Origin of the sequence: Pseudomonas inefficax (assembly GCF_032164165.1) — a bacterium.
Taxonomy (GTDB): Bacteria; Pseudomonadota; Gammaproteobacteria; order Pseudomonadales; family Pseudomonadaceae; genus Aquipseudomonas; species Aquipseudomonas inefficax.
The window spans coordinates 506,517-533,262 of the sequence record NZ_CP134401.1; the positions used below are offsets into that span (position 1 = coordinate 506,517).

Below are 26,746 nucleotides of genomic sequence, written 5' to 3' on the forward strand. Positions count from 1 at the left end.
CCACAGGGACAGCGCCAAACTCGAACACGGCGCTGTACCTGTGGGAGCGGGTTTACCCGCGAAGAGGCCGGAACAGCCAATGCATCAACCAGCAGTAACCGCCGCGATCTCGGCCACACTGATCTCCCGCATGCGGAACTTCTGCACCTTGCCGGTCACCGTCATCGGGTACTCGTCGACGAAGCGGATATGCCGCGGCACCTTGAAATGGGCAATGCGCGCCTTGCACCAGCCCTGCAGCTCCTCGACCGTGGCACTGTGCCCAGGGTGCAGCTTTATCCAGGCGACGATCTCCTCGCCATAACGGCTGCACGGGATGCCGATCACTTGCGCATCGGCCACCGCTGGGTGGGTGTAGAAGAACTCTTCCAGTTCCCGCGGGTAGATGTTCTCGCCGCCACGAATGATCATGTCCTTGTTGCGCCCGACAATGCGCACATAGCCATGCTCGTCCATCACCGCCAGGTCGCCCGAATGCATCCAGCCGGCCGGGTCGATGGCATCCGCGGTGGCCTGGGGGTTGTCCCAGTAGCCGAGCATCACGCTGTAGCCGCGAGTGCACAGCTCGCCGATCTCGCCGCGCGGGACGATGCAGCCGTCGGCATCCACCAGCTTGTTCTCCAGCTGCGGCTGGGTACGGCCGACGGTGGTCACGCGCAGTTCCAGGTGGTCGTCCGGGCCGGTCTGCAGCGACACCGGGCTGGTTTCGGTCATGCCATAGGCGATCTGCACTTCGGCCATGTGCATCTGGTCGATGACCCGGCGCATCACCTCGATCGGGCAGGTGGCGCCAGCCATGATGCCGCTGCGCAGGGTCGACAAATCCATTTGCGCGCGCGCGGGGTGGTCGAGCATGGCGATGAACATGGTTGGCACGCCATAGAGAATGCTCGCGCGCTCTTCGGCCACGGCGCGCAGGGTGAGCTCGGCGTCGAAGGCGTCGTTGGGGTAGATCATCGTGCTGCCGTGGGTGATGCAACCGAGGTTGGCCATGACCATGCCGAAGCAGTGGTACAGCGGCACCGGGATCACCATGCGGTCGCGTGCGGTCAGGCCCAGGCTTTCGCCGACCATGAAGCCGTTGTTGAGGATGTTGTAGTGGCTGAGCGTGGCGCCCTTCGGCGCGCCGGTGGTGCCGGAGGTGTACTGGATGTTCACCGGCTGGTCGAACTGCAGGCTTTGCTGGCGCGTCGCATAGGCCTCGGTCGAGATCTGCCCTGCCCGCTCGGCCAGCGCCTGCCAAGGCAAAAAGCCTGCCGGCGGGTTGGCGGCCAGGCTGACCACACCACGCAGGTCGGGCAGGCGTTCACTGGCCATTTCACCCGGGGTGGCACTGGCCAGCTCCGGTGCCAGTTCCTGGACCATGGCGTGGTAGTCGGACGTCTTGAAGGCATCGGCACACACCAGCCAGCGGCATCCGGACTGGCGCAGCACGTATTCCAGCTCGCCCACGCGGTAGGCCGGGTTGATGTTGACCAGAATCGCGCCGACCTTGGCGCTGGCCAGCTGCAGGATGCACCACTGGGCGCAGTTGGGCGACCAGATGCCGACCCGATCGCCGGTGTTCACGCCCAGGGCCATCAGGGCACGAGCATGCACCTCGACCTGCTCGGCCAGCTGGCGCCAGCTGTAGCGCAGGCCCTGATGGCGCGACACCAGGGCCTCGCCGTCGGCGTAGCGGGCCACCGTGGCATCGAAGGCCTGGCCGATGGTCTGGGTGAGCAAGGCTTGGTCCTGGCGACCGCGGGTATAGCTTGGTTGACTCATGGGTGTCCCTTCTTGTGGTTGTTCTGGGCACGACTGAAGCAAGCGGGGATACTCTGGCGCAGATTTACGTTTACGTAAAGGTGATGAGCCGATTGACAGTGGATGCGCGCAGGTTTACGTTAACGTAAAGGTGAAAACGACATCTGGTTTGCCGGCGTACCACCGACCCTGTGGGAGCGGGTTCACCCGCGAATGCGATCATCAGGCAATGACGGTGGCCCTGCTGACGCATTCGCGGGTAAACCCGCTCCCACAGGGCCGGTGATAGCCGTTGAGCTACGGTGTTACCCAATTTCAAGAACAACAAGGTGCCCCAGCATGCATTACCCCACCCTGAACTTCGCCCTGGGCGAAACCATCGACATGCTCCGCGACCAGGTGCGCACCTTCGTCGCCGCCGAACTGGCCCCGCGTGCCGCGCAAATCGACCACGACAACCTGTTCCCCGCCGACATGTGGCGCAAGTTCGGCGACATGGGCCTGCTGGGCATCACCGTGCCGGAAGAATACGGCGGTGCCGGCCTGGGCTACCTGGCCCACGTGGTGTCGATGGAAGAAATCAGCCGTGGCTCGGCCTCGGTAGCCCTGTCCTACGGCGCCCACTCCAACCTCTGCGTCAACCAGATCAACCGCAACGGCAGCCACGAGCAGAAGCTCAAGTACCTGCCCAAGCTGATCAGCGGCGAGCACATCGGCGCCTTGGCCATGAGCGAGCCCAATGCCGGTTCCGACGTGGTGTCGATGAAACTGCGCGCGGAAAAGCGCGGCGACCACTACGTGCTCAACGGCAGCAAGACCTGGATCACCAACGGCCCGGACGCCAACACCTACGTGATCTACGCCAAGACCGACCTGGAAAAGGGCGCGCACGGTATCACCGCGTTCATCGTCGAGCGTGACTGGAAAGGCTTCAGCCGCAGCAACAAGTTCGACAAGCTGGGCATGCGTGGCTCCAACACCTGCGAGCTGTTCTTCGACGGCGTCGAAGTGCCGGAAGAAAACATCCTCGGCCAGCTCAACGGTGGCGTGCGCGTGCTGATGAGCGGCCTCGACTACGAGCGTGTGGTGCTGTCCGGCGGCCCGACCGGCATCATGCAAAGCTGCATGGACCTGGTGGTGCCGTACATCCACGACCGCAAGCAGTTCGGCCAGAGCATCGGCGAATTCCAGCTGATCCAGGGCAAGATCGCCGACATGTACACCCAGCTCAACGCCAGCCGCGCCTACCTGTATGCCGTGGCGCAGGCCTGCGACCGTGGCGAGACCACCCGCAAGGACGCCGCCGGGGTGATCCTGTACACCGCCGAACGCGCCACGCAAATGGCCCTCGAGGCAATCCAGATTCTTGGCGGCAACGGCTATATCAACGAATTCCCGGCAGGCCGCCTGCTGCGCGACGCCAAGCTGTACGAGATCGGTGCCGGCACCAGCGAAATCCGCCGGATGCTGATCGGTCGCGAACTGTTCAACGAAACCCGCTGAGCACAAGGGACGGGCGCACATGGCTACCTTGCACACCCAGATCAACCCGCGTTCGGCGGAGTTCGCCAACAATAGCGCGGCCATGCTCGAACAGGTCCAGGCCCTGCGCGGCCTGCTCGCCCAGGTGGCCCAGGGCGGTGGGCCCAAGGCTCAGGAGCGGCACACTTCGCGCGGCAAGCTGCTGCCGCGCGAGCGTATCGACCGCCTGCTGGACCCGGGCTCGCCGTTCCTCGAAATCGGCCAGCTGGCTGCCCATGAGGTGTATGGCGAAGACGTACCCGCTGCGGGCGTGATCGCCGGCATCGGCCGCGTCGAAGGCGTGGAATGCATGATCGTGGCCAACGACGCCACGGTCAAAGGCGGTTCCTACTACCCGCTGACCGTAAAGAAGCACCTGCGTGCACAGACCATCGCCCTGCAGAATCGCCTGCCGTGCATCTACCTGGTGGACTCCGGCGGCGCCAACCTGCCACGCCAGGACGAAGTGTTCCCCGACCGCGAGCACTTCGGGCGTATCTTCTTCAACCAGGCCAACATGAGCGCACTGGGCATTCCGCAGATTGCCGTGGTGATGGGCTCGTGCACCGCCGGCGGTGCCTACGTGCCCGCGATGGCCGACGAAGCGATCATGGTGCGCCAGCAAGCGACCATCTTCCTTGCCGGCCCCCCACTGGTAAAGGCCGCCACCGGTGAGGTGGTGAGCGCCGAAGACCTCGGCGGCGCCGATGTGCACTGCCGCACCAGCGGCGTGGCCGACCACTATGCCGACAACGACGAACACGCCCTGGCCCTGGCCCGCCGCAGCGTGGCCAACCTCAACTGGCACAAGCTGGGCAAGCTGCAACGCCTGGCCCCGGTGGCACCGCTGTATGCCGCCGATGAGCTGTATGGCGTGGTGCCGGCCGATGCCAAGCAACCGTTCGATGTGCGCGAGGTAATCGCGCGCCTGGTCGACGGCTCGGTGTTCGACGAGTTCAAGGCGCTGTTCGGTACCACCCTGGTGTGCGGCTTCGCCCACCTGCACGGCTACCCGGTGGCGATCCTGGCCAACAACGGCATCCTGTTCGCCGAGGCCGCGCAAAAAGGCGCGCACTTCATCGAACTGGCCTGCCAGCGCGGCATCCCGCTGCTGTTCCTGCAGAACATCACCGGTTTCATGGTCGGCAAGAAGTACGAAGAAGGCGGCATCGCCAAGCACGGCGCCAAGCTGGTCACCGCCGTGGCCTGCGCCCAGGTGCCGAAGTTCACGGTGATCATCGGTGGCAGCTTCGGCGCCGGCAACTATGGCATGTGCGGCCGGGCCTACGACCCGCGCTTCCTGTGGATGTGGCCCAACGCACGGATTGGCGTGATGGGGGCCGAACAGGCCGCCGGCGTGCTGGCCCAGGTCAAGCGCGAACAGAGCGAACGCAGTGGTCACCCGTTCAGCGCCGAAGACGAAGCCCGGCTCAAGCAGCCGATCCTTGACCAGTACGAGCACCAGGGTCACCCCTACTACTCCAGCGCCCGCCTGTGGGACGACGGTGTCATCGACCCGGCGCAGACCCGCGACGTGCTCGGCCTGGCGTTGTCCGCCGCGCTGAACGCACCGATCGAACAGAGCCGCTTCGGCATTTTCCGGATGTGACCCATGAGCGATTTCAGCACCCTCGAAGTGATCCGCGACCCGCGCGGCTTCGCCACCCTGTGGCTCAGCCGCGAGGACAAGAACAACGCGTTCAACGCCTTGATGATCCGCGAACTGATTATCGCCCTCGACCAGTTGGCCGAGGACGCCAGCCTGCGTTTCGTGCTGCTGCGCGGCCGCGGCCGGCACTTCAGCGCCGGCGCCGACCTGGCCTGGATGCAGCAGTCGGCGCAGCTGGACTTCAACACCAACCTGGATGATGCCCGCGAGCTGGGCGAGCTGATGTATGCCCTGCACCGCCTCAAGGCGCCGACCCTGGCCGTGGTGCAAGGCGCGGCCTTTGGCGGCGCGCTGGGCCTGATCAGCTGCTGCGACATGGCCATCGGCGCCGAAGACGCCCAACTGTGCCTGTCGGAAGTGCGCATAGGCCTGGCCCCGGCGGTGATCAGCCCGTTCGTGGTCAAGGCCATCGGCGAGCGCGCCGCGCGCCGCTATGCCCTTACCGCCGAGCGATTCAGCGGCGTGCGGGCCCGCGAGCTGGGCCTGCTGGCCGAGGTATACCCGGCCAGCGAACTGGAGACCCAGGTCGAAGCCTGGGTGAACAACCTGCTGCAGAACAGCCCGCAAGCGCTGCGCGCCACCAAGGACTTGCTGCGTGAGGTGGACGACGGCGAGCTCAGCCCGGCCCTGCGCCGCTACTGCGAAAACACCATCGCCCGCATCCGCGTCAGCGCCGAAGGCCAGGAGGGCCTGCGCGCCTTCCTGGAAAAACGCCGCCCCGCCTGGCAAACCGACGACAAGAAGGAGCCGCGCCCATGAGCCGCCCCGCTTTGACCACCCTGCTGGTCGCTAACCGCGGCGAAATCGCCTGCCGGGTGATGCGCACCGCCAAGGCCATGGGCCTGACCACCGTGGCCGTGCACAGCGCCACCGACCGTGATGCCCGGCACAGCCGCGAAGCCGATATCCGTGTCGACCTCGGCGGCACCAAGGCTGCCGAAAGCTACCTGCAGGTCGACAAGCTGCTGGCCGCAGCCAAGGCCAGCGGCGCCCAGGCCATCCACCCGGGTTATGGCTTCCTGTCCGAGAACGCAGGCTTCGCACGCGCCATCGAAGAGGCCGGGCTGATCTTCCTCGGCCCACCGGCCAGCGCCATCGACGCCATGGGCAGCAAGTCGGCGGCCAAGGCACTGATGGAAGCCGCTGGCGTGCCGCTGGTGCCGGGCTACCACGGCGAGGCCCAGGACCTGGACACCTTCCGCGCCGCCGCCGAACGCATCGGCTACCCGGTGCTGCTCAAGGCCAGCGCCGGCGGCGGTGGCAAGGGCATGAAAGTGGTCGAGGAAGAAAGCCAGCTGGCCGACGCCCTGGCCTCGGCCCAGCGTGAGGCGCAGTCGTCGTTCGGCGATGCACGCATGCTGGTGGAAAAGTACGTGCTCAAGCCGCACCACGTGGAAATCCAGGTATTCGCCGACCAGCATGGCAACTGCCTGTACCTCAACGAGCGTGACTGTTCAATTCAGCGCCGTCACCAGAAGGTGGTGGAAGAAGCCCCTGCGCCAGGCCTGTCAGCCGAATTGCGCCGGGCCATGGGTGAGGCGGCAGTGCGCGCGGCCCAGGCCATCGGCTACGTGGGCGCCGGCACCGTGGAGTTCCTGCTCGATGCCCGTGGCGAGTTCTTCTTCATGGAGATGAACACCCGTCTGCAGGTGGAGCACCCAGTCACCGAGGCCATTACCGGGCTCGACCTGGTGGCCTGGCAGATTCGCGTGGCCTGCGGCGAGGCCCTGCCGATCACCCAGGAGCAGGTGCCGCTGATCGGCCATGCCATCGAAGTGCGCCTGTATGCCGAGGACCCGGCCAACGAATTCCTGCCGGCGACCGGCAAGCTGGCGCTGTACCGTGAGTCGGCAGCCGGCGAAGGCCGCCGGGTGGACAGCGGGGTCAGCGAAGGTGATGTGGTGTCGCCGTTCTATGACCCGATGCTGGGCAAGCTGATCGCCTGGGGCGAAGACCGCGAGCAGGCGCGCCTGCGCTTGCTGGCCATGCTCGACGAGTTTGCCATTGGCGGGCTGAAGACCAACATCGCCTTCCTGCGGCGCATTCTCGCCCACCCGGCGTTTGCTGCAGCCGAACTGGATACCGGCTTCATTCCACGTCACCAGGAGGTTTTGCTGCCCGCGCCTCAAGCGCTGCCAGCAGGCTTCTGGGAAGCGGCGGCCGAGGCCTGGTTGCAGGGCCAGGCCGCATATCAGCGGAGCGACGACCACAGTTCGCCGTGGGCCGAACGCAACGGCCTGCGCCTGGGCCTGCCTTCGCGCAGCACCCTGCACCTGGTGAGTGGCGGGCAGGACCAGGCGGTTGCCCTGGAGCGCAGCGCTGCGTCTACCTGGCAACTGGTGGGCGAGCAGTTGGTTCATGACCAGGCGGGCGTGCGTCGCCAGCATCTGGCGATCCGCCGCGGTGGCACGTTGTACTTGCAGTGGGATGGCGAGATGCATGCCATCGAAGCCTTCGACCCGATTGCCGAGGCCGAGGCCAGCCACAGCCACCAGGGCGGCCTGGGCGCGCCCATGAACGGCAGCATCGTGCGCGTGCTGGTAGAGCCCGGGCAAGTGGTGGAAGCAGGTACGGCGCTGGTAGTGCTGGAGGCCATGAAGATGGAGCACAGCATTCGCGCGCCGCATGGCGGCACGGTGAAGGCGTTGTTCTGCCAGGAAGGGGATATGGTCAGCGAAGGGACGGTGCTGGTCGAACTGGCAGAGTAAGGGTCCTGGGGGCCGCTGTGCGGCCCTTTCGCGACACAAGGCCGCTCCTACAAGGGTCCGCGCTTGGCATCAAACCCGGCGCGATCCTCTGTAGGAGCGGCCTTGTGTCGCGATGGGCTGCGCAGCAGCCCCGGCAATCTAGAAGGAGCCATGCACTCGCACGACCACACCCAGAAACTCGCAGCCGTCCTCACACAGCAGCGCCGGATAGTTGCTGTTCAATGCCTTCAGGTACCGCTGCCCACCTTCCTCCACCAATTCACGGAAAATCGCCGGTTTGCCCGGCTGACGGGCGATAACCAAATGCCCTGGTTCGGCTTCTAAGCCAGGGTCCACCAACATCCGCATACCTTGCGGCACACTGCGGCCACTGACGGCACTCATGGCATCGTTTTCCACGGTCAGCCAGAACGCCTTGCCCAGGGCCAGATAGTCCGTCTGCTCGAATACGCCAGGCTCCGTACCATCTGCAACACCCAGCTCATCCCAACCCAGCACCGGGTAGCGGAAACAGACGATGTATTGCATGAGGTCCAGATCGTCATCGGTGCCATCCACATCGTAAACGCTCCGCTCCCCGTCCTGCCCCTGAATGCGCAGGTGCAAGCTGACGCTGTAATGGGGCATGCCAATCTCGACGAGCGTGCGATTCATCGACTCGATCTTCGGCTGACGCCGCTTGTTCACCCAATGTCCCACGCTGCCTTGAGACACACCAACACGCTCGGCCAGCTGTTCTTGAGTGAGCCCTAGCTCCTCCATCCGATCACGGACCAGGGCAATCCATCTATCCATATTCATCGCTGCCATCAGCCTCCTGCAAAGGCGCGCCTCCCGATCGAACCCGGTGCGGCCGCTGTAGGAGCGGCCTTGTGTCGCGACAGGGCTGCACAGCAGCCCCGGCAAGCTAGAAGACCTCATGCCCCCGCACAACTACACCCAGAAATTCGCAGCCGTCTTCACACAGAACTGTCGGATAACGCGTATTCAGCGGTTTGAGCATCCTGTCTCCGCCCTCCTCGACCAACTGCCGCAACACTGCCGGCCGCCCGGGCTGCCGAGCAATTACCAACCGGCCTGGCTCAGCCGGCAGGCCAGTATCCACCAGCACACGCATACCCTCAGGTATGCTCCTGCCACTGGCGGCATTCATCGAGTCGTTTTCCACCACTAGCCAGAACGCATTGCCGGCGGGCATGTAGTCAGTCTGCTCGTGGGCCTTGCTTGTTTCTGGCAAAGTTCCCTGCAAGTCAGCCCAACTCAGCACCGGAAAGCGGAAGCTCGCGTAAAGCAATGCTTCTGCCGAAACCGGCTGCTCGGCCGCATAGTGACCAGGCGATTCGCGCACGATATCGCGCTCCACCACCATGACTTGGGCTTCCAGAAACACCAGCCCAAGTTTTTCGAGCTTTTCGTTGATGGTTTCCAGCGTCGGCCGCCGCGTACCACGCAGCCAATGCCCCACGCCCCCCTGAGTCATGCCCAAGCGTTCGGCCAGCTTGAGCTGGCTGAGATTGTGTTCGCGCTTGTAGCGCTTGAGAAATGCGTTCCAGTTTTCCATGAGCGGCAACAATACGGACTGTATTACTCGCAGCAATACACAATCTGAATTATTTATTTTGAGATAGATAGTACAGACTGACCTATCCTCTGATTCCTGTGTGTTTGAAGGGAAATCAGAAGGTATCGCGATGAAACCACCGAAAAACGACGAAACAGATCTCGACAGCGAAGCCGCCCGCCGCGCCCTCGATTACTACCTCAACCCCAACCCGCCGCGCCCAACCCTGGAGAACAGAATCTGGACCCTGCACGAGGGGGTAACCAAAGACCAGGCCCAGGAGCATGCCATCGCCCTGCTGCGCTGCGCCGCCGCCACCGCGCAGGAAACCGCCACCCACCAGCACGGTAGCCAGCGCGAGCTGACCTTCGCGCTGATGCACATGATGGACATGGCACGCGCACTGCTCGAGCACAACCGCTCGGTGGGCTCGGGTTCGTAAGCAGGAAAGAAGGGAGAGAACGTGATGGCCAGGTAACGGCAAAGGCCCCGATTGCCGGGACAAGGAAGCGCACCGGTAAAATTTTTTTACCGGATTAGCGAAAATTCATTTGACTGGCAAATGATAACGATTATTATTGCACTCAGCTGATCGCGAGATCTGCTGGATAACCTGGAGCTTAGGTCGCTCTCAGATTATCTCCTCATCAGGCTAATCACGGTTTTTGACCCGGCTTTTTGCTGGGTCTTTTTTTTGGCTCTTCAGGCTAATGAAGATCGTGATGGCGCGCATGATAGCAAAGGTGTTTCAGGGCGTGAACGCTCATTACAAAACTTTGCGGAATCAGCACTTGAGAATCAATCTCGTTTAACCTACGCTGATCACGCATCACGGAAGATGCCCCCCTCCCTCCCCCTTATAGAGCAAGGAGCTGTCCATGACCCGTCTGCTGATGCCCCTTGAGCACCCAACCCCTGCTGCCGAACACCATGCCGACGACGCCCTGCTGCACGCCCTGAAGCGCCTGCCACGGCGCGTACAGCAAGTGTTCCTGCTCAACCGCCTCGACCAGCTGGACTTCGCCAGCATCGCCGCCCGCCTCGACCTGCCATTGGCGAGCATCGAGCGGCACATGGACCAGGCGCTGCAGGCCGGCCGCTCGCGCCGGGATGTGCTGGCGAGTGTTGCCGGGCAATGGTATGTGCGCTTGCAGAGCCCACAGGTAACGGCGTGCGAGCGGATCGATTTCCGCCGTTGGCTGGATGCGGACATGACGAACTTGCAGGCGTTTCATGACACGGAACTGCACTGGCGAAGCTTGTTGGCACCGGCACGGCAACTGGGCCAGGATGGTTGGTACCGACAAGGTCGGGCAGCGCTGTCGATTGGCGGGTGTTCGGTTGCAGTCGGGCTTGGCGTGGCGGCGTTGGTGCTGTTCGGTTTCTGGGCCTGATCAGCACCAGGCCGTTATCGTTCTCACTGCGGATGGCTCGTTTGGCATCAAGTTCGAGTGCTGGCTGGCGTTTCCGTCAGGCATGCAAGCAGTAGCCATCCGCACAACCCCGCACCCAGGAACAGAAGCCCCAGGCTCATCGGCAACGCGCCTTCGACGCCAGCAACAAGACTGCCAGCCAAACCACCACCTGCGAACAACAAGGTCGTGTTGAGCGACGCTGCCGCACCGGCCTGCTGCGGGTAACGCGCCAAGGCCTGGGTCGTTGCAGCAGGGCGCACCAGCGTTGTCCCGGTCGTGCAGATGATCATCGGCAGCAGCAGCCCCGCCACCGTCAATCCCGCTATCTTCTCCCAGATCAACAACGTGATGCCCCCGGCAGCTATGAGCAGGAATCCCGTCTTGATCTGAACCTGCGGGCTTACGCGGTTGTTCAAATAGGTCGCGGCTGTTCCGCCAGCGATATACGCAAGCCCATAGCCGATAAACACCACCGAGAATTGATAGGGCGTCAGCCCCAGGCTGTCCATCAACGCCAATGGCGCGGCCGATCACCAATTGCGCCAAGGCGACACCAAACGCAAAGAAGCTCACCGAGTAGGCTATCTGCTGTGGTTCGACGCGAAACTCGTCTGCGAGCGCCGGGAATGACGGCAGGATCACATCCAAAGGAAATACGCCCAGTAGACACAATAGAATCAGCAAGGCCGAGCGCAGAAAGCTACTGAACGAACCCAAGGGCTGATTCACGCTACCAAGCCCGCCTTCTTGTATTGCCGTAAATAGTCACTGGAATTTCCATGGAAGCGCCGAGCCCTGATGGTAGCGACACCCTGAAGATGTACAACCCGAACCGGGCAGCGAAACTTCCGATAGAGTTGTAGGGCTTTTCCCTTGTCACTTATTACCGTTGAGTTCTAGTGCTATCCAGCTTTCTGCTGACTTGATAGCCGGCCCCTACCGCAGTTCATCTGTTGTGCAAACTGCTCTCAGTAGTTGAAGTCATGACCGAGCTGGCCCTGCACCCATTCAAGGAATTGTCGAACCCTGGGGGTTTCAGCATGGCCTCGCGGAAATACCAGGTGGTGGGCACTGACGGGCGTCGCCAAGTCTTCCGCAAATACCGGTACCAACACGCCCCGGGCGATATAGTCCTGCGCCAGCAGGCAACTCTCCAAGGCCAACCCATACCCATGGCTGGCGGCCTCCAGGCTCATGTAGGAGCGATCGAAGCTCAGGGCGTAGGGGGTTTGTGGCAACGCCACGCCTTGCTGTGCGAACCATTGGGGCCATTGCACCAATGCGGCTTCCGACAGGATCAGGTTCTGCCCCAGCAGATCGCTGGGCTGCTTGATAGGCGTACGCTCGAGAAGCTGTGGCGAGGCGAGCACAGTTGCACGCTCATGCCGGATGGTGCGCACTTCCAGGCTGGGCCAGTTGGGGTAGCCATGACGGATATCCAGATCGATCTGATGGCGGCCGAAGTGCAGCGACTCGTAGGAGCACGACAGGTTGATCTGGATCTGCGGATGACTGTTACGAAAATGGTCCAGGCGCGGCAGCAACCAGAGCAGGCCGAAGCTAGGCGCGGAATGAAGCCGCAAGCAATCGAAGCCCACCGAGTTGCCGGCGCGCTCGGTGGCCGTAGCCAGGCTTTGCAATATGCCTGACACCTCGCGCAGGTACTGCTCTCCGGCCGGGGTCAATGCAACACCGCGCGCCTCGCGAATGAACAATGGACGACCGATCAAGGCTTCCAGATTAGCGATCTGGTGGCTCACCGCAGAGGGCGTGAGGTTCAACTGCTCTGCGGCCCGTGCAACGTTGCCGAAGCGAGCAACTTGCTCGAAGGCCTGAATTGCTTTCAGGGAAGGGATCTGAGGCGATTTTCTAAGGATGTCCAGGCTCATGACCATTTCCTGAAAGATTCGAAGCGATACCAGGGCTTTTACCTTCCTGTAAGCCCAAGGCACAAGTCGAGGGCTGAATTTTTTTCAGCACCGGGTGAAGGAGGCAGCGTTGCTTGGGGTGCTGTCCCGGACGAAGCTGTGCTTATCGGTTCTTCCTGGAACCGCCGCTCACAACAACAACCATCTGGAGCACCTTCGATGCTGTTAACAGGAAAATTTGCCGTGATCACTGGCGCGGCCTCTGCCCGCGGTATCGGCCGCGCAACAGCCCAGGCGTTTGCCGCTCAGGGCGCCAAAGTCGCGATCCTGGACCTGGACGCCTCTGCCGCAACCGAGGCTGCCGCTTCACTCGGCGAAGGCCACCTCGGCGTGGCTGCCAACGTTGCCGATGAAGCACAAGTGCGTGATGCCATCGCTCAAGTGCTCGCGCAATTCGGCCGGATCGACGTGCTGGTAAACAACGCCGGCATCACTCAACCGGTGAAAACCCTGGAAATTACAGGGGCTGACTATGACCGGATTCTCAACGTGAACCTTCGTGGCACCTTGCTGATGTCCCAGGCGGTGATCCCAACCATGCGGGCGCAACGCGCTGGCAGCATCATCTGCATGTCTTCTGTGTCTGCCCAGCGTGGTGGCGGCATCTTCGGTGGCCCTCACTACAGCGCGGCGAAGGCTGGCGTGCTTGGATTGGGCAAGGCGATGGCCCGTGAACTGGGACCGGACAATATTCGCGTCAACTCGATCACGCCAGGCCTGATTCACACTGACATCACCGGTGGCCTCATGCAGGATGAGCGCCGTCACGCCATCATCGAAGGCATCCCGCTGGGCCGCCTGGGTGAGGCGCGCGATGTCGCCAATGCGGCTTTGTTCCTGGCCAGTGACCTGTCCAGCTACCTGACGGGGGTTACCCTGGATGTCAACGGCGGGATGCTGATCCACTGAGCACCCGGTGCATCGTGACCTGCACCCGAGCCCGGCGCAGGCCACGCGTTCGATAACAACAAGAGATCAGAACGAATGACCACATTAGCGCTCGATGCGGTATCCGCCGCACGCAGCAGTGCCTACCGTAAAACGGCCTGGCGACTGATGCCTTTTCTCATGCTCTGCTACCTGTGCGCCTATCTGGACAGGGTCAATGTCGGCTTTGCGAAGCTGCAGATGATGGACGACCTGGCCCTTTCCGAAGCGGTCTACGGATTGGGCGCCGGCATGTTCTTCATTGGCTATTTTCTCTTCGAGGTGCCCAGCAACATCATTCTGCACAAAGTGGGCGCTCGACGCTGGATCGCACGCATCATGATCACCTGGGGCATCATCTCAGCGATGTTCGCCCTGGTGGAGACAGCCTGGCAATTCTATACCCTGCGGTTTTTGCTGGGGATCGCCGAAGCAGGCCTGGCACCAGGGCTTCTGCTGTACCTGACCTATTGGTTCCCGTCTTACCGCCGGGCGAAGATGACCGCGCTTTGGTTCATCGCGATTCCGCTCTCGGGCATGGTCGGCGGCCCCTTGTCGGGTTGGATCATGGAGCGCTTTGCCGGCGTTCACGGCTGGGCGGGCTGGCAGTGGATGTTCCTGCTCGAAGCCATCCCAACGGTACTGGTGGGCGTTCTGGTGCTGAGCTACCTGAAGGATGGCGTCGATCAGGCTCACTGGTTGAGCGACGAAGAAAAAGCCCTGGTGCGCAAGGAGCTGGCTGAAGACGAGCAACACAAGGTAAACCACGGTTCGGTGGCCGACTTCATCCGCGACCGTCGGCTCTGGTTGCTGGCGGGCATCTACTTCTGCGTAGTGATGGGCCAGTACGCAATCACGTTCTGGCTACCCACACTGGTACGTAATGCCGGCGTCAGCGAACCTTTGCACATCGGCCTGCTGACCAGCCTGCCGTACCTGTGTGCCATCGTCGCGATGCTGTGGGCCGGGCGCAGCGGCGACCGTCACCGTGAACGCCGCTGGCATCTGGCGATCCCCATGCTGCTCGGCGCACTGGGCCTGAGCCTCGCCGCAGCACTGGGCAGCAGCCTGACGCTGTCGATCCTCAGCCTGTGCCTCGCAGCGGCTGGAGTGCTATCCGCCTCTTCACTGTTCTGGATGCTGCCCACCACGCTGCTGGGAGGTGTATCGGCGGCGGCAGGCATCGCGGCGGTGAACAGTTTCGCCAACCTTGCCGGCTTCTGCTCGCCGTACCTGATCGGCTGGGTCACTACCACCTTGGGCAGCAATGCCATCGGCATGTATCTCATCACGGCCGTACTCATGTTTGGCGCCTTCCTGGTGTCGCGAGTACCGGCTCATCTGGTCAATCGTTGATTCGATAAAGGAGTCACTTCAATGACTGCTGTGCCTACCTACACCGAGGCGCTGCCGCTGGCTGTGCGCGCTCGCAATATCCGGCGCCACGCATTGCGCATGGGGCAAGTCCAGGGCCAGGGCTATATCGGCCAGGCGCTGGGCGCCGCCGACCTGCTGGCGGTCGCGTATTTCCATGCGTTGCGCCTCGACCCCGGCAACCCCGAATGGGAGCAGCGCGACCGTTTCTACCTGTCCATCGGGCACTACGCGATTGGCCTCTATGCCGCACTGATCGAGGCCGGCGTAATCCCCGAGGATGAGCTTGAAACCTACGGTAGCGACGATAGCCGCTTGCCCATGTCTGGTATGGCTGCCTATACCCCAGGCATGGAGATCACCGGTGGCTCGCTCGGCCACGGCTTGGGCATCGCCGTCGGCGCTTGCCTCGGGCTCAAACGCAAGGGGTCGGACAGCTGGGTGTACAACCTGCTGTCCGATGGCGAGCTCAACGAGGGCTCGACCTGGGAGGCCGCCATGTCGGCCAGCCATTGGCACCTGGACAACCTGATCGCCATCATCGATGTGAACAACCAGCAGGCGGATGGCCATTCCAGCGAGGTACTGGCCTTCGAGCCAATCGTCGACCGTTGGCAAGCCTTTGGCTGGTTCGTTCAACGCGTGGACGGCAATGATCTGGATGCGCTGGTCGGCGCCTTCGACCAGGCCCGCGCCCACACCGGGGCGCAACCGCGCGTGATCATATGCGATACCCGCATGGGCAAAGGCGTGCCTTTCCTGGAAAACCGCGACAAGACGCACTTCATTCGCGTCGATGAAAACGAATGGGACCTCGCCCTCAAGGCGCTGGACGCCGGGAGCCAAGCATGAGCACTGTGAACTCACCCAAGAAACGCCTGACCACCTCGGCCATGATCGCTTCGATTGCCGCCGACGGCCAGCCGACCCGCCCTGCCCCGTTTGGCCATGCCCTGGCAAGCCTTGCCGAGCAACGTCAGGATATAGTTGGGCTGAGTGCCGACCTGTCCAAGTACACCGACCTGCACATCTTCGCCAAAGCCCACCCCGAGCGCTTCTATCAAATGGGCATGGCCGAACAATTGCTGATGAGCGCCGCTGCCGGCATGGCACGGGAAGGCATGACCCCCTTTGCCACCACCTATGCGGTGTTCGCTTCCCGTCGGGCCTATGACTTCATCTGCATGGCAATCGCAGAAGAGAACCTCAACGTCAAGATCGTCTGCGGGCTGCCTGGCCTGACCACCGGTTATGGTCCTAGCCACCAAGCCACGGATGACCTGGCCATCTTCCGGGCGATGCCCAACCTGATGATCGTCGACCCCTGCGATGCGCTGGAGATCGAGCAGGCTGTGCCAGCGATCGCTGCCCATCAGGGGCCGGTCTACATGAGGCTGCTGCGCGGCAACGTACCCTTGGTGCTCGATCGCTACGATTACCAGTTCCAACTGGGCAAGGCACAGGTGCTGCGCGGTGGCCGGGATGTGCTGTTGATTGCCAGCGGCCTCATGACCATGCGTGCGCTGGAGACTGCAGAGCAGCTGCAAAAGGACGGTGTGGATGTATCAGTGCTGCATGTACCTACCATCAAACCGCTCGATGAGCAGACCATCCTCGCCGAGGCACGCAAGCCGGGTCGCCTGGTGGTAACTGCGGAAAACCACTCGATCATAGGGGGCCTGGGAGAGGCGGTTGCGGGCGTGCTGTTGCGCAATGGGGTCACTCCAACCTTCCGCCAGATCGCGCTACCGGATGCATTTCTCGACGCGGGTGCACTTCCGACCTTGCATGACCGTTACGGGATCTCCACTGACGCTGTGTCCAGCCAAATCAAGGCGTGGCTTTAACCGCAGTTATGGGTAGCATTTTCTGAAGCAACGAAAATAGCGTTAACGGGGCTGCTACGCAGCCCATCGCCGGCAAGCCAGCTCCCACAGGTACTGCGCAGAACTCAGGAGTTGCGCGATCTCTGTGGGAGCTGGCTTGCCGGCGATGGGCCGCAAAGCGGCCCCCAATTGCTTAACTGACGGGCATTAGCCTTCCAGCCCCTTCTTCAGCGCCGCCAGGCCATCTTCATAGATCCCAGCGAACAGCGCAGTTGCCTCAGCATCGCTGATACCCACCGGCACGAACGAACCGGACCATTCCACGCGCGACCCGCTACCTTCAGCCACCACACGCAGGGTCGACTGGTAGTCACGCACCGGCGCCGGGCCTGTGAGGATGGTGTAGCTGTAGCTGCGGCCGGCTTCGTTGAAGTCCAGCAGGCGCTCGATGATGGTGTCGCCAGCCGCGCTCTTCAGGGTGCGGACGCGGCCGCCTTCGCTCAGGGCGCTTTCGGGAATGAACGGCAGCCAGTCGGGCAGCGCGTCGAAACCGCCAATCAGTTGCCAAACACGGTTGGCATCGGTTGCAAGGGTGATGGAAGCTTGTGCAGTTGCCATGATGATTCTCCCGGGGCGTGGCCCCATCGATTCGGGTATGCAGGGCCGCGGAGCGGCCCTGCAAGGTCGGTTTAAACGGCAGGTACCGGGGCTTGGGCGTTGATCAGCCCTTGCTGGCGCAGGTCGTTCCAGAACGCCATCGGGATCGCCTTGCTCAGGGCAGCGAGGTCTTCGTTGGCATGCGCAGGACGGGTGGAACCCGGGATCACCGAGACCACGGACGGGTGGGCCAGGGCGAACTGCAGGGCGGCCGCCTTCACATCCACACCATGGGCACGGGCCACGGCGCGGATGCGCTCGAGCTTGGCAAGAACAGGCTGGGTGGCTTTCTGGTACTCGAAGTGCTCGCCGCCGGCGGTGACACCCGAGCTGTACGGGCCACCCACGACGATACCTACCCCCTGCTCCACCGCTTGCGGCATGACGCGTTGCAGTGCGCGGTCATGGTCCAGCAGCGAGTAGCGGCCAGCCAACAGGAAGCCGTCGGGGCGCGGCTCGTCCAGGTCGAGGGTCAGCTCGATCGGCTCGACGCGGTTCACACCCAGGCCCCAGGCCTTGATCACGCCTTCTTCACGCAGGCGAGAGAGCACGCGGAAGGCGCCAGTGCGGGCGACTTCGAACTGGCTCAGCCACTCGTCACCGTAGAAGTCCTGGGCGATGTCGTGGATCCAGACGATGTCCAGGCGGTCGGTCTTCAGGCGGCGCAGGCTGTCTTCGATGGAGCGCAAGGTGGCGTCGGCGCTGTAGTCGTTGACGATGCGGTTGCGGTTACCGTGCTCGAACAGGCCGCTCTTTTCGCCCAGTTCACGGGCCGCCGGGTCTTCCAGTTCGTCGAGGATGATGCGACCGACCTTGGTGCTGAGCACGTACTCGTCACGTGGGCGACCGACCAGGGCATTGCCCAGGCGGCTTTCGGAAAGGCCGGCACCGTAGAACGGGGCGCTGTCGAAGTAGCGCACGCCGTTGTTCCAGGCCGCATCGACGGTAGCCTGCACTTCGTCTTCAGGCACGTTGCGGAACATGTTGCCCAGCGGTGCGGTACCGAAGCCCAGTGGGTTGGCAATAAGGGATTTGAGGTTCATGTGCGTATTCCTGATGAGGGGAGTTGGTTGTGAACTCCAGTGGTTGCAATCCTATGCGCCACCCACCAAGACCGTCCAAGTCATATTTCGAAAGACTTGAGACCTTTTGAGCAACACCCTTCAACACCCGGGTGGCTGATGCACACCCGGCCAATGACTAGTCCACCAAACGCCGGAACACCAGCGCGGAAGCCCCGCACATGACAGCGCACAGCAACATCACCGTGGCGATATCCGCCACCGAGGTTTCACTACGGCCGCCCAGCCCGGCCAGCATCCCCAACACGCCCCCTGCCAGGCTCACCGACATGGCCATGGTCAACTGCACGGACATAGCCGACAACGAACTGGCCGCCGCCGAACGGTCGCCAGGCACGTCCTGATAACTGGCAGCCCCCAACGTCGAGAACTGCAGTGAACGCACCAGGCCTGCGGCGAACAGCACCGTAGCCATCAGCCACACAGCGGTATCACGATCGAAACTGGCGCACAGGGCAATCCCCATACCACTGAGCACGGCATTGCAACTGAGCACCCGCCCATAGCCGTAGCGCCGCACCAATGGCACTGCCAACAGCTTCATCAGCAGCGCACCAACACCACCACTGACCACCAGCCCTCCTGCCGCCAACGGGCTGAAGCCCAGGCAGTTCTGCAGCAACAACACGATCAGGAACGGCTGGGCAGCCGAACCCAGGCGGAACAGCCCGCCACCCGCCTGGGCCACGCCAAAGCTGCGCAGGCGCAACAGCGACAGGTCCACCAGCGGATTGGGGTGTCGTCGCGCGTGCAGCAGATACCCCAACGCACAGGCGACTCCGCCGGCCACCAGCAACATGGCCCAGACCTGCGGCAACTGCCCCAGCCCCAGCGCTTCCAGGCCGAACACCAACATGGCCAGGGCGCCCCCGCTGAGCAGCAAGCCACGCACATCCAGCGGGGGCACCGGCCGTGCCGGATAATCCGGTACATGGCGCAGGATCAGCCAGCAACCGAGCAGGCAGATTGGCAGGTTGACCAGGAAGATCCAGTGCCAGGACAGCACCGTCACCAGCAAACCGCCAAGCAACGGCCCGACCAGCGGCCCCACCAGTGCCGGCAGGGCCAACCAGGACATGGCTTGCAACAGCTGCTCGCGGCTCGACCAACGCAGGATGATCACCTGCCCCACCGGTGTCATCAATGCCCCGGCCGCCCCCTGCAGCATGCGCCCCAGACACAGTTGCCAGAGCGTATCGGCCAGGGCGCAGGCCAGTGAGGCACAGGTGAACAAGCCCATCGCCGCCAACATGACCTGGCGCGGGCGAAAGCGCTCGGCAGCCCAACCGCTGACCGGCACACACAGGGCCAGGGCAAGCATGTACAACGACACCACCAGATTCATGCGCAGCCCCGGCTCGCCGAAATCGGCGGCCATCTGCGGCAAGGCGGTCATCACCGCTGTGCTGTCGAGCAGTTCCATGAACAATGCGGCGCCGATGATCACCGGGACCTTGGGGCTTTGCACATGGCCGGCCAGCAAGGCCGGCTGGGCAGTCAAAACAGCCCCGAGACAGGTGGGCGAGTGCCCTTGAGCTGCCAGGCACCTACCACCGCCGCCTTCCATTGGCGCGGATTATGATTGGCCACTGTGCGGGCGTTGCGCCAGTGGCGGTCGAGGTTGTGCTGGCGGCCGGTGGTGGAGGCACCGCCAACGTCGAACAGCGTTTGCGCAGCCTGGAGCGCCAACTCGGCGGCCAGGTACTGGGTCTGCGCCACCTCGATTGCGGCCTGCTCCACGGCGGCTTCATCCAGTTGCGCGGCCCAGGCCTTGTCGATGGTTGCAGCGGCCTTGAGTACCACGGCTTCCGCGCCATATGCGCGGGCGGCGATATCGCCTACCGACAGCTCTACGTAGGGGTCGTCCACCGAGCGGCTGGCCATGCTGTGCTTGATCGGGCGGGCATGCTCGCGGGCGAAGCGGGTGGCGTCGTCCAGCGCATTGCGGGCGATACCGGCCAGCACGGTGGCCAGGAACAGCTGCAGGAACGGCGTGACGATGGTGCGCTTGCCCTCCTCCACGGTACGCGTGCGGATATCGCTGGCCTCGACACGCACATTACGCAAGTGGGTGGTGCCGCTGGCGGTCAGGCGCTGGCCCATGGCATCAAAGTCGTCGACCAGTTCCAGGCCTTCGCGATCGCGCGGCAGGATGAACGACACTGGCTGCTCGTCCTCGTCAAGGGCAACGGCACTGACGTAGTCGGCGAACAGCGCACCCGTGCTGTAGAACTTGCTGCCATTGGCGCGGAAGTGATCGCCCTCGCGCACCAGGCGCGCGGCGATGGCGCCGTTGGCACCGCCCAGTTCCCAGCCGGCATTGCCAATCACCGCCCCCTGCAGATAGCGCGCGAACCAACGCTCGCGCTCTTGCTCGGCGCCTTCGGCTTGTGAAGCCAGCAGGCCTTCGACAAAGGCAAAACCTGGGCGCAGGGCCTGGGCCACGTTGGAGTCGACCGAGGCGATTTGCAGCAGCAGTTCGATCACATCGCTGACATTGCCGCCGGGGCCCCCGTACTGCCCGGGGATACGCACGGTGTAAAGCCCGGCTGCCGCAAGCTGGGCAATGGCCTCATGGGGCAACAGGCGTTCGCGTTCGCGTTGCGCGGCACCTTCGCCGATGGCGGGCAACAAGGCGACGATGCGCGCCTTCAGGTCTGCGACGCTGGTGGCCGGAGCCTGGGTTGGGAAACGTTGAAATGTGGTCATGGTTCAGTCCTTTAAGTACATCTTTCGTTTAGGCGACCCGAGCCTTGTGGGAGCAGCTGTCTTGCCAATTTCCTGAAGCTGGCGCGGCTCCCACAGGTTCGGCGCAAGGCTTGGCGTCTCAGCTCACCTTCAAATCGCGATCTTCCACAGGCGGGTTTCGTCGAACAGATCGAAGGCTTCGTGTTCCAGGTCCAGAGGTGGCACCACCAGTGCGGCACCGCTGCCGGGCAGGCGCGGCACCGCGCCGAGCAGTCGCTGGGTGTATTCGTGGGCCGGGCTCTCGAACAACTGCTCGACCGGTGCCTGCTCCACCACCTGACCGTGGCGCATCACCAGCACGTCGTCGCTGACATGACGGATCACCCCCAGATCGTGGGAGATGAACAGGTAGGCCAGGCCCAGTTCGTCCTGCAGGTCTGCCAGCAGATCGAGCACCTGAGCCTGCACCGACACGTCCAGGGCCGACACCGGCTCGTCGCAGATGATCACCTTGGGTTCGCTGGCGATCGCCCGGGCGATTGCCACCCGCTGGCGCTGGCCGCCCGACAGTTGCAACGGTCTGCGCTGGCCGAGTTCTGCCGGTAAACGCACCTGGTTGAGCAGCACAGCGATACGTGCGGGCCTGGCTGGTGCCTCGATACCAGCTACCTGCAACGCGTCATCAAGAATCTGCGCCACGCTCCAACGTGGGTCGAACGAGCCCAGCGGGTCCTGGTAGATCACGCTGATCTCGCGACGCAACGGCCTGCGTACTGCCTCGCTCACGGCGTTGGCCGGGCGGTTCCAGGGTTGCCCGCGATAAAGCACTTCGCCCTCGTCGGGCTGCAGCAGGCCGAGGGCGATGCGTGCCACGGTGGTCTTGCCCGAGCCGGACTCGCCGACAATGCCCAGGGTGCGCCCGGCACGCAGGCTGAAGTCGACACCTTGCACCACCTGGCGCACCAGCCCATCCGGGCCAAGGTAGCGCTTGCCCAGGCCACGGCCTTCGAGCAGCACATCGCTGTGCGAGCGTGCTCGCGGTTCATGTCGCACGCCAACCCGCTCGGGTGACAACCGGCTGCCTCGCGGGTGCTCGGCCGGTACTGCCGCCAGCAAGGCCTGGGTGTAGGGGTGGCGCGGCTGACGCAGCACCTGCTGCATCGGCCCCTGCTCCACCACTTCGCCATGGCGCAGCACCACCACCTCATCGGCCAGTTGGGCAACCACTGCCAGGTCGTGGCTGATGATCAGCAGCGAGGCCCCACGGGCCTTGATCTGCTGGAACACTTCGAGAATCTGTGCCTGCACGGTGGCGTCCAGCGCGGTGGTCGGCTCGTCGGCGATCACCAGTGCGGGGTCCAGGGCCAAGGCACTGGCGATCAGTGCACGCTGGCGCAGGCCACCGGACAACTGCCCGGGACGCTGACGAGCACGCAATTCGACATCCGGTACGCCAACCCGCTCGAGCAACTCATGCACACGCGCGGCACGGGTGTGGCGATCACCGTATCCGTGGGTCTGCAGCACTTCGCGAATTTCCTTGCCCACCGGCCGCAGCGGGTCAAGCGATACCAGCGCATCCTGCAACACGAAGCCGATATTCCTGCCACGTACCGCGCGCCACTGGCGCTCGCTGAGATCGAGCAGGTCGTGGCCGCCGAAACTCAAGCGACGGGCACTCACCTGCGCGCGCCCTCCGGCCAGCCCGACCAGGCAGCGGGCACTGACGCTCTTGCCCGAGCCAGACTCGCCGACCAAGGCCAAGCAACGGCCGGGCAGCAAGGTGAAGGACAGATCACGGACCACGCTGGCGCCATCAAAGGCCACGTTCAGCCCTTCGACGATCAAGGTCTTGTCGCTCATGGCAGGCGCCCCTCCAGGCGTTGTTGGATATAGCGGCCAGTCACGGAGGTCGCCAGGGTGGTGAGGACGATGAACAGGCCAGGGAAGAAGGTGAGCCACCAGGCATTGGCGATGAAGTCGCGCCCCATGGACAACATGGTCCCCCACTCCGGCGCCGGCGGCCGCGCGCCCAACCCGAGGAAGCTCAGCGCCGAGGCCCAGACGATGGCCTGGCCCACGCCCATGGTCAGCGTCACCACCAATGGCCGCATGGCGTTGGGCAGCAATTGGCGCAGCACGATGCGCGAAGTCGGGTGCCCCAGTGCCCGCGCCGCCTCGATGTAGCCGGCATTGCGAACCGCCAGCACCTGGCCACGGACCATGCGCGCGTACCCCGGCGCACCGCCCAGCCCGGTGGCGACGATCAACGGGCCGACACCGCTGCCGAACACCGCCACGAACAGCAGCGCCAGCACCAGGCTGGGGAAGGCGAACAGCACTTCCAGCAACCAGCCCACCGCACGGTCCACGCGTGCGCCGCCAAGGCCACCCAGCAGGCCGAGGGCGATGGCGATAAGCATGGAAATGGCCGTAGCCGCGAGGCCGATCAGCAGGCTCTGCCGTGCGCCGTGGATGACCCGCGCAAAGATGTCGCGGCCTGACTGGTCGGTGCCCAGCCAGTGCGCCCAGCTGGGCGGCTGGAAAGCCTCCCGCGGTACGATGGCCAATGGGTCGATGCGGGTGAACAGCCCTGGCGCCATCGCGGCCAGAAGCAATGCGAACAGGAACAGGATCGCCAGGCTTGCGCCCAGTGGTGGCAGTTTCAGGTGGCGCTGCCGACGCAACGGCGCCAGCACGTTGCCATGGGTCAGGTCTGTCATGCTGCAGCCTCCTGCTGCCGAGGGTCGATCCACTGGTACAGCAGGTCGACCAGAATATTCGCCAGCACATAGCCGGCCGCCACTACCAGGCTGATGCCGATCACCAGCGGCAGGTCCTGGGCTTGCACCGCCTGGTACAGCTGGCGGCCCACCCCCTTGCGGGAAAAGATCACCTCGCACACCACCGCACCACTGATCAGCGCACCGATGGCCCAGCCTGACAGCGACACACCTGGCAGCAAGGCATGGCGCAAGGCATGCCGGAAGCGCACGGCGAGGTCACTGAGGCCACGTGTGCGGGCGGTGAGGACGAAGGGTTGATCGAGGGTGAGTTCCAGCGACTCCCGGGTGACCTGGGCAATGAAACCGGCCAATGGAATCGCCAGGGAAAACGCCGGAAGTACCAGGCTGGCGAAGCTGTCACTACCAGCCGGCGGGAACCAGCGCAGGCCGAAGGCGAATACCGCCAGCAGCACCACACCGAGCCAGAAGTGCGGCAGCGCTGCGCTGAGGGTTTCCGCCAGCGAGGCGATGCCGCCGACCAGCCTGCCGCGCCCGGCGGTGACCACGGTCAGCAGCAGCACCAGCAACCAGGCCAGCACCAAGGCGGCGACGGTCAGTTCCAAGGTCGCCCCGCCCTGCTCCGCCAGCACACGGGTGACTGGCAGGTGCTGCGAGTAGGACACGCCCAGGTCACCTTGCACCAGGCGCCCTAGGTAGAACGCGTATTGCACGGCCAATGGCTTGTCGAGGCCGTACTCCACGCGCGCGGCTTCAATCGCTTCCGGCGTCGGGTTGCCACTGGGGCCACCAAGAATCGCCAGCACCGGGTCACCCGGCATCAGCCGCAGTGCGAAGAAGGTCAGGGTCGCCACCGCCCACAGCACCAGCACGCCACCGGCCAGGCGGATGGCGGCGCGCCGCCCCAGGGCAGCCAGGCGTTCGCGACGCGGGTCGGTCACCGCGAGTGTCGTCGTAGTCATTTGTTCACCCATGCGTCATAGAGGTAGGTCACCGCCAGCGAAGGTTCCAGTCGCACGCCATGGGCGGTCTTGTAGATACCCAGGCGCGTGCTTTGCGGATAGGTGGTGAGTTGCAGGTACTGCGCGGCGGCCTGTTGCTGTGCCTGGAAGTAGCGCTGGCGCCTCAGGCCCGCGTCCTGGGTGGCCAGGGCACTGTCGAGCAGTGCGTCGTAGCCCGGGTCGGCGTAGCCGGAAGAGTTCTGGTGATAACCGCCAACCCCGGCTGGCTGCACGAACGCGGTGGTGAAGATGATGCGCAGCACGTCAGGGGTGTTGGTGTTCCAGTAACCGGTGCGGATGTCGTAGTCCCATGCCGCCTGGCGAGCGGTGACCTGGGCATCGCTCATCTGGTCCAGTACCAGCTCCAGGCCCGCCTGCCGGGTTGTGGCCTGTACCTGCTCCCACAGGGTCAGCTCCGACGGCGGCGTGCGCGCACCGATCAGCACGACGGCACGCAGCCGCTGGCCGTTCCTGGTGCGGTAGCCTTCGCTGTCGCGGCCGGTCCAGCCAGCCTCGTCGAGCAGCCTGGCGGCGCGAGCCGGGTCGTATTCCTGGCTGCGTTCGAAGTCACCGCTGTAGAACGGCGTGGCCAGGCTCAACGGGCCACCGGCGCGGGGGAACTCGCCGAAGTACACACTTTTCAGCGCACCCTCGACATCGGCGCTGCGAACGAAGGCCTCGCGTACACGGATGTCGTCGAACGGTGCGCGGCGCAGGTTGAAGGTGCCATTGGTGGGGTTGCCCGGGCGCTGGGCGATGATCAATTCCACATCCGGGTTACGCCGTGCTGCTTCGTGCGACTCTGGTGGCAATGCTTCGATCACATCCACCTCACCGGCCTGCAGCGAGGCGAAGCGCACCGACGGTTCCTGGATGAACTTCCAGACGATGCGATCAAGGTACGCAGGGCCCTGGTGTCGTGCGGTCGGCGGCGCCCAGTTGTAAGCCGGGTTGCGCACCAGCTCCACCTGGTTCTGCCGGTCCCAGCGCACCACCTTGAACGGCCCGCTGCCGACCGGGCTTTCGCAGTTCTGGTCGCGGCTGCGTTGCAATGCGGTGGGCGACTGGATGCCGAGAAAACCCTGGGCCAACACTTCAAGGAACGCCGCATAGGGTGTCGCCAGGGTGACTTCGGCAGTGTAGGTGTCGATCACCTTCGTGCCGCGGTACTGGCGGATGTAGCCACCGGCGGTACTGGATTGGGTCTTGGGGTTGGCCATGTGGTCGAGGTTGGCCTTGACCGCTTCGGCATTGAACGGCGTGCCGTCGGTAAAATGCACGTCGCGGCGCAGGTGGAAGGTGTAGCGCAGGCCATCTGGCGAGACCTCCCAGCTTGTCGCCAGCCAGGGGCCGATCTGGCCGTTGCTGTCCATCGACACCAGCGAATCGAGGTACTGCTGGGCAATGAAAACCTGCGGCATGTCACCGGCCACATGCGGGTCCAGGCAGGTGGGCTCGCGGTCGGTGGCATAGACCAGGGTGCCGCCCTGCTGCGGCTGGGTACTTTGCGCGGCGTGCTGTTCGGTTTTTTCGCAGCCGAGCAAGGCCAGTGCGGTGCAGAGCGGGATCAGAGGGAGGATGGGTGTGTTCAAGGGCGCTCCTGCGAGGACTGGGCTTCGATAGGCCTGTTGCAGGAGTTGTGCCGGGTTCAAAGGCTTGATTTTGTTGGAGTTTGCCGAGGGTCAGGTGCTGTTGCGGGGGCAAAGTGTCCGGGGGGTGTTGGTGGGGCGACAGTGAAACTGTGTCTTGTTTATGATCATCGATGCCTCTCCTGTAGTGATCCTGTGGGAGCGGCTTTAGTCGCGAAGAATCCAACGCGGTGCATGGCACCGGCTGCGCCGGTGTTCGCGGCTAAAGCCGCTCCCACAGTATCCTTGCCAATTCAATGAGTTATGTGCA

23 protein-coding genes are annotated in these 26,746 nt (G+C 63.8%); 10 read left to right on the forward strand and 13 right to left on the reverse strand.

From position 1 onward, the window contains the following. Positions 1-84: 84 nt before the first annotated feature. Positions 85-1,767 (reverse strand): AMP-binding protein, encoded by a 1,683-nt coding sequence (locus RIN61_RS02340; protein WP_313855557.1) that lies wholly within the window; start codon positions 1,765-1,767, stop codon positions 85-87. 318 nt (positions 1,768-2,085) lie between these two features. Here RIN61_RS02340 and RIN61_RS02345 point away from each other — a divergent pair, with 318 nt between their 5' ends. The 4 genes from RIN61_RS02345 to RIN61_RS02360 are packed head-to-tail and all read left to right on the forward strand — an operon-like array spanning position 2,086 to position 7,644. Next, a complete protein-coding gene (locus RIN61_RS02345) occupies positions 2,086-3,249 on the forward strand; it encodes an isovaleryl-CoA dehydrogenase (protein ID WP_013973339.1) in 1,164 nt (387 codons plus the stop codon). A 19-nt stretch (positions 3,250-3,268) separates the two neighbouring features. Continuing rightward, the gene (locus tag RIN61_RS02350) at positions 3,269-4,876 is read left to right on the forward strand and encodes a carboxyl transferase domain-containing protein (protein ID WP_313855560.1); all 1,608 of its coding nucleotides are present in this window, start codon (positions 3,269-3,271) and stop codon (positions 4,874-4,876) included. Positions 4,877-4,879: 3 nt separating this feature from the next. Next, on the forward strand, positions 4,880-5,695 hold the full coding sequence (locus RIN61_RS02355; RefSeq protein WP_252378261.1) for a gamma-carboxygeranoyl-CoA hydratase: 816 nt from the start codon (positions 4,880-4,882) through the stop codon (positions 5,693-5,695). Further along, a complete protein-coding gene (locus tag RIN61_RS02360) occupies positions 5,692-7,644 on the forward strand; it encodes an acetyl/propionyl/methylcrotonyl-CoA carboxylase subunit alpha (RefSeq protein WP_313855562.1) in 1,953 nt (650 codons plus the stop codon). The genes RIN61_RS02355 and RIN61_RS02360 overlap by 4 nt, the downstream gene beginning before the upstream one ends. Before the next feature lie 138 nt (positions 7,645-7,782). Here the strand turns inward: RIN61_RS02360 and RIN61_RS02365 are convergent, their stop codons facing one another. Next, the gene (locus RIN61_RS02365) at positions 7,783-8,445 is read right to left on the reverse strand and encodes a LexA family transcriptional regulator (protein ID WP_215520747.1); all 663 of its coding nucleotides are present in this window, start codon (positions 8,443-8,445) and stop codon (positions 7,783-7,785) included. Between the two features lie 106 nt (positions 8,446-8,551). Then, positions 8,552-9,205, reverse strand: a complete 654-nt coding sequence (locus tag RIN61_RS02370) for a LexA family protein (RefSeq protein WP_215520602.1) — start codon at positions 9,203-9,205, stop codon at positions 8,552-8,554. Between the two features lie 130 nt (positions 9,206-9,335). On the opposite strand from RIN61_RS02370, the gene RIN61_RS02375 reads away from it, so the two are divergent. Together RIN61_RS02375 and RIN61_RS02380 are read left to right on the forward strand one after the other, a co-directional pair. Next, positions 9,336-9,647 (forward strand): DUF6124 family protein, encoded by a 312-nt coding sequence (locus tag RIN61_RS02375; protein ID WP_215520601.1) that lies wholly within the window; start codon positions 9,336-9,338, stop codon positions 9,645-9,647. A 436-nt stretch (positions 9,648-10,083) separates the two neighbouring features. Then, complete coding sequence (locus RIN61_RS02380) at positions 10,084-10,599, forward strand: sigma factor-like helix-turn-helix DNA-binding protein (protein ID WP_313855566.1); 516 nt, start codon at positions 10,084-10,086, stop codon at positions 10,597-10,599. A 47-nt stretch (positions 10,600-10,646) separates the two neighbouring features. On the opposite strand, the gene RIN61_RS02385 is transcribed toward RIN61_RS02380, so the two are convergent. Both RIN61_RS02385 and RIN61_RS02390 read right to left on the reverse strand, forming a co-directional pair. Beyond that, entirely contained in the window at positions 10,647-11,138 is a 492-nt protein-coding gene (locus RIN61_RS02385; protein ID WP_252192102.1) for an MFS transporter, read from the reverse strand. Between the two features lie 450 nt (positions 11,139-11,588). Continuing rightward, positions 11,589-12,509, reverse strand: a complete 921-nt coding sequence (locus RIN61_RS02390) for a LysR substrate-binding domain-containing protein (protein ID WP_112252875.1) — start codon at positions 12,507-12,509, stop codon at positions 11,589-11,591. 198 nt (positions 12,510-12,707) lie between these two features. Here RIN61_RS02390 and RIN61_RS02395 point away from each other — a divergent pair, with 198 nt between their 5' ends. From RIN61_RS02395 to RIN61_RS02410, 4 genes are all read left to right on the forward strand, one after another. Continuing rightward, entirely contained in the window at positions 12,708-13,457 is a 750-nt protein-coding gene (locus tag RIN61_RS02395) for an SDR family NAD(P)-dependent oxidoreductase (RefSeq protein ID WP_112252876.1), read from the forward strand. Positions 13,458-13,532: 75 nt separating this feature from the next. Beyond that, positions 13,533-14,831, forward strand: coding sequence for an MFS transporter (locus RIN61_RS02400; protein WP_215520599.1), 1,299 nt, complete (start codon positions 13,533-13,535; stop codon positions 14,829-14,831). Between the two features lie 21 nt (positions 14,832-14,852). Beyond that, entirely contained in the window at positions 14,853-15,701 is an 849-nt protein-coding gene (locus RIN61_RS02405; RefSeq protein ID WP_313855569.1) for a transketolase, read from the forward strand. Further along, positions 15,698-16,696, forward strand: coding sequence for a transketolase family protein (locus tag RIN61_RS02410; protein WP_112252879.1), 999 nt, complete (start codon positions 15,698-15,700; stop codon positions 16,694-16,696). The genes RIN61_RS02405 and RIN61_RS02410 overlap by 4 nt, the downstream gene beginning before the upstream one ends. A 186-nt stretch (positions 16,697-16,882) precedes the next feature. On the opposite strand, the gene RIN61_RS02415 is transcribed toward RIN61_RS02410, so the two are convergent. From RIN61_RS02415 to RIN61_RS02450, 8 genes are all read right to left on the reverse strand, one after another. After that, positions 16,883-17,293 (reverse strand): SRPBCC family protein, encoded by a 411-nt coding sequence (locus RIN61_RS02415; RefSeq protein ID WP_207877801.1) that lies wholly within the window; start codon positions 17,291-17,293, stop codon positions 16,883-16,885. Between the two features lie 71 nt (positions 17,294-17,364). Next, positions 17,365-18,375, reverse strand: a complete 1,011-nt coding sequence (locus RIN61_RS02420; RefSeq protein WP_207877800.1) for an aldo/keto reductase — start codon at positions 18,373-18,375, stop codon at positions 17,365-17,367. 157 nt (positions 18,376-18,532) lie between these two features. Next, the gene (locus RIN61_RS02425) at positions 18,533-19,915 is read right to left on the reverse strand and encodes an MFS transporter (RefSeq protein ID WP_313855572.1); all 1,383 of its coding nucleotides are present in this window, start codon (positions 19,913-19,915) and stop codon (positions 18,533-18,535) included. Next, positions 19,912-21,123, reverse strand: coding sequence for an acyl-CoA dehydrogenase family protein (locus tag RIN61_RS02430; RefSeq protein WP_313855574.1), 1,212 nt, complete (start codon positions 21,121-21,123; stop codon positions 19,912-19,914). Before RIN61_RS02430 ends, RIN61_RS02425 begins: the two co-directional genes overlap by 4 nt. Positions 21,124-21,252: 129 nt before the next feature. Continuing rightward, positions 21,253-22,965 carry a dipeptide ABC transporter ATP-binding protein gene (locus RIN61_RS02435; RefSeq protein ID WP_313855576.1) on the reverse strand — a complete coding sequence of 571 codons (1,713 nt, stop codon included), beginning with the start codon at positions 22,963-22,965 and terminating at the stop codon, positions 21,253-21,255. Further along, positions 22,962-23,825 (reverse strand): ABC transporter permease, encoded by an 864-nt coding sequence (locus tag RIN61_RS02440; RefSeq protein ID WP_313855578.1) that lies wholly within the window; start codon positions 23,823-23,825, stop codon positions 22,962-22,964. The genes RIN61_RS02435 and RIN61_RS02440 overlap by 4 nt, the downstream gene beginning before the upstream one ends. Further along, positions 23,822-24,808, reverse strand: a complete 987-nt coding sequence (locus RIN61_RS02445; RefSeq protein WP_112253239.1) for an ABC transporter permease — start codon at positions 24,806-24,808, stop codon at positions 23,822-23,824. The genes RIN61_RS02440 and RIN61_RS02445 overlap by 4 nt, the downstream gene beginning before the upstream one ends. Next, positions 24,805-26,439, reverse strand: a complete 1,635-nt coding sequence (locus RIN61_RS02450) for an ABC transporter substrate-binding protein (protein WP_112252885.1) — start codon at positions 26,437-26,439, stop codon at positions 24,805-24,807. Before RIN61_RS02450 ends, RIN61_RS02445 begins: the two co-directional genes overlap by 4 nt. Positions 26,440-26,746: the final 307 nt, after the last annotated feature.

Coding starts and splice junctions, on each gene's coding strand:
- RIN61_RS02415 (WP_207877801.1), bottom strand. CDS start 17,293: ATGGCAACTGCACAAGCTTCCATCACCCTTGCAACCGATGCCAACCGT.
- RIN61_RS02410 (WP_112252879.1), top strand. CDS start 15,698: ATGAGCACTGTGAACTCACCCAAGAAACGCCTGACCACCTCGGCCATG.
- RIN61_RS02380 (WP_313855566.1), top strand. CDS start 10,084: ATGACCCGTCTGCTGATGCCCCTTGAGCACCCAACCCCTGCTGCCGAA.
- RIN61_RS02365 (WP_215520747.1), bottom strand. CDS start 8,445: ATGAATATGGATAGATGGATTGCCCTGGTCCGTGATCGGATGGAGGAG.
- RIN61_RS02405 (WP_313855569.1), top strand. CDS start 14,853: ATGACTGCTGTGCCTACCTACACCGAGGCGCTGCCGCTGGCTGTGCGC.
- RIN61_RS02355 (WP_252378261.1), top strand. CDS start 4,880: ATGAGCGATTTCAGCACCCTCGAAGTGATCCGCGACCCGCGCGGCTTC.
- RIN61_RS02435 (WP_313855576.1), bottom strand. CDS start 22,965: ATGAGCGACAAGACCTTGATCGTCGAAGGGCTGAACGTGGCCTTTGAT.
- RIN61_RS02395 (WP_112252876.1), top strand. CDS start 12,708: ATGCTGTTAACAGGAAAATTTGCCGTGATCACTGGCGCGGCCTCTGCC.
- RIN61_RS02345 (WP_013973339.1), top strand. CDS start 2,086: ATGCATTACCCCACCCTGAACTTCGCCCTGGGCGAAACCATCGACATG.
- RIN61_RS02370 (WP_215520602.1), bottom strand. CDS start 9,205: ATGGAAAACTGGAACGCATTTCTCAAGCGCTACAAGCGCGAACACAAT.
- RIN61_RS02375 (WP_215520601.1), top strand. CDS start 9,336: ATGAAACCACCGAAAAACGACGAAACAGATCTCGACAGCGAAGCCGCC.
- RIN61_RS02430 (WP_313855574.1), bottom strand. CDS start 21,123: ATGACCACATTTCAACGTTTCCCAACCCAGGCTCCGGCCACCAGCGTC.
- RIN61_RS02445 (WP_112253239.1), bottom strand. CDS start 24,808: ATGACTACGACGACACTCGCGGTGACCGACCCGCGTCGCGAACGCCTG.
- RIN61_RS02390 (WP_112252875.1), bottom strand. CDS start 12,509: ATGAGCCTGGACATCCTTAGAAAATCGCCTCAGATCCCTTCCCTGAAA.
- RIN61_RS02400 (WP_215520599.1), top strand. CDS start 13,533: ATGACCACATTAGCGCTCGATGCGGTATCCGCCGCACGCAGCAGTGCC.
- RIN61_RS02340 (WP_313855557.1), bottom strand. CDS start 1,767: ATGAGTCAACCAAGCTATACCCGCGGTCGCCAGGACCAAGCCTTGCTC.
- RIN61_RS02420 (WP_207877800.1), bottom strand. CDS start 18,375: ATGAACCTCAAATCCCTTATTGCCAACCCACTGGGCTTCGGTACCGCA.
- RIN61_RS02360 (WP_313855562.1), top strand. CDS start 5,692: ATGAGCCGCCCCGCTTTGACCACCCTGCTGGTCGCTAACCGCGGCGAA.
- RIN61_RS02440 (WP_313855578.1), bottom strand. CDS start 23,825: ATGACAGACCTGACCCATGGCAACGTGCTGGCGCCGTTGCGTCGGCAG.
- RIN61_RS02350 (WP_313855560.1), top strand. CDS start 3,269: ATGGCTACCTTGCACACCCAGATCAACCCGCGTTCGGCGGAGTTCGCC.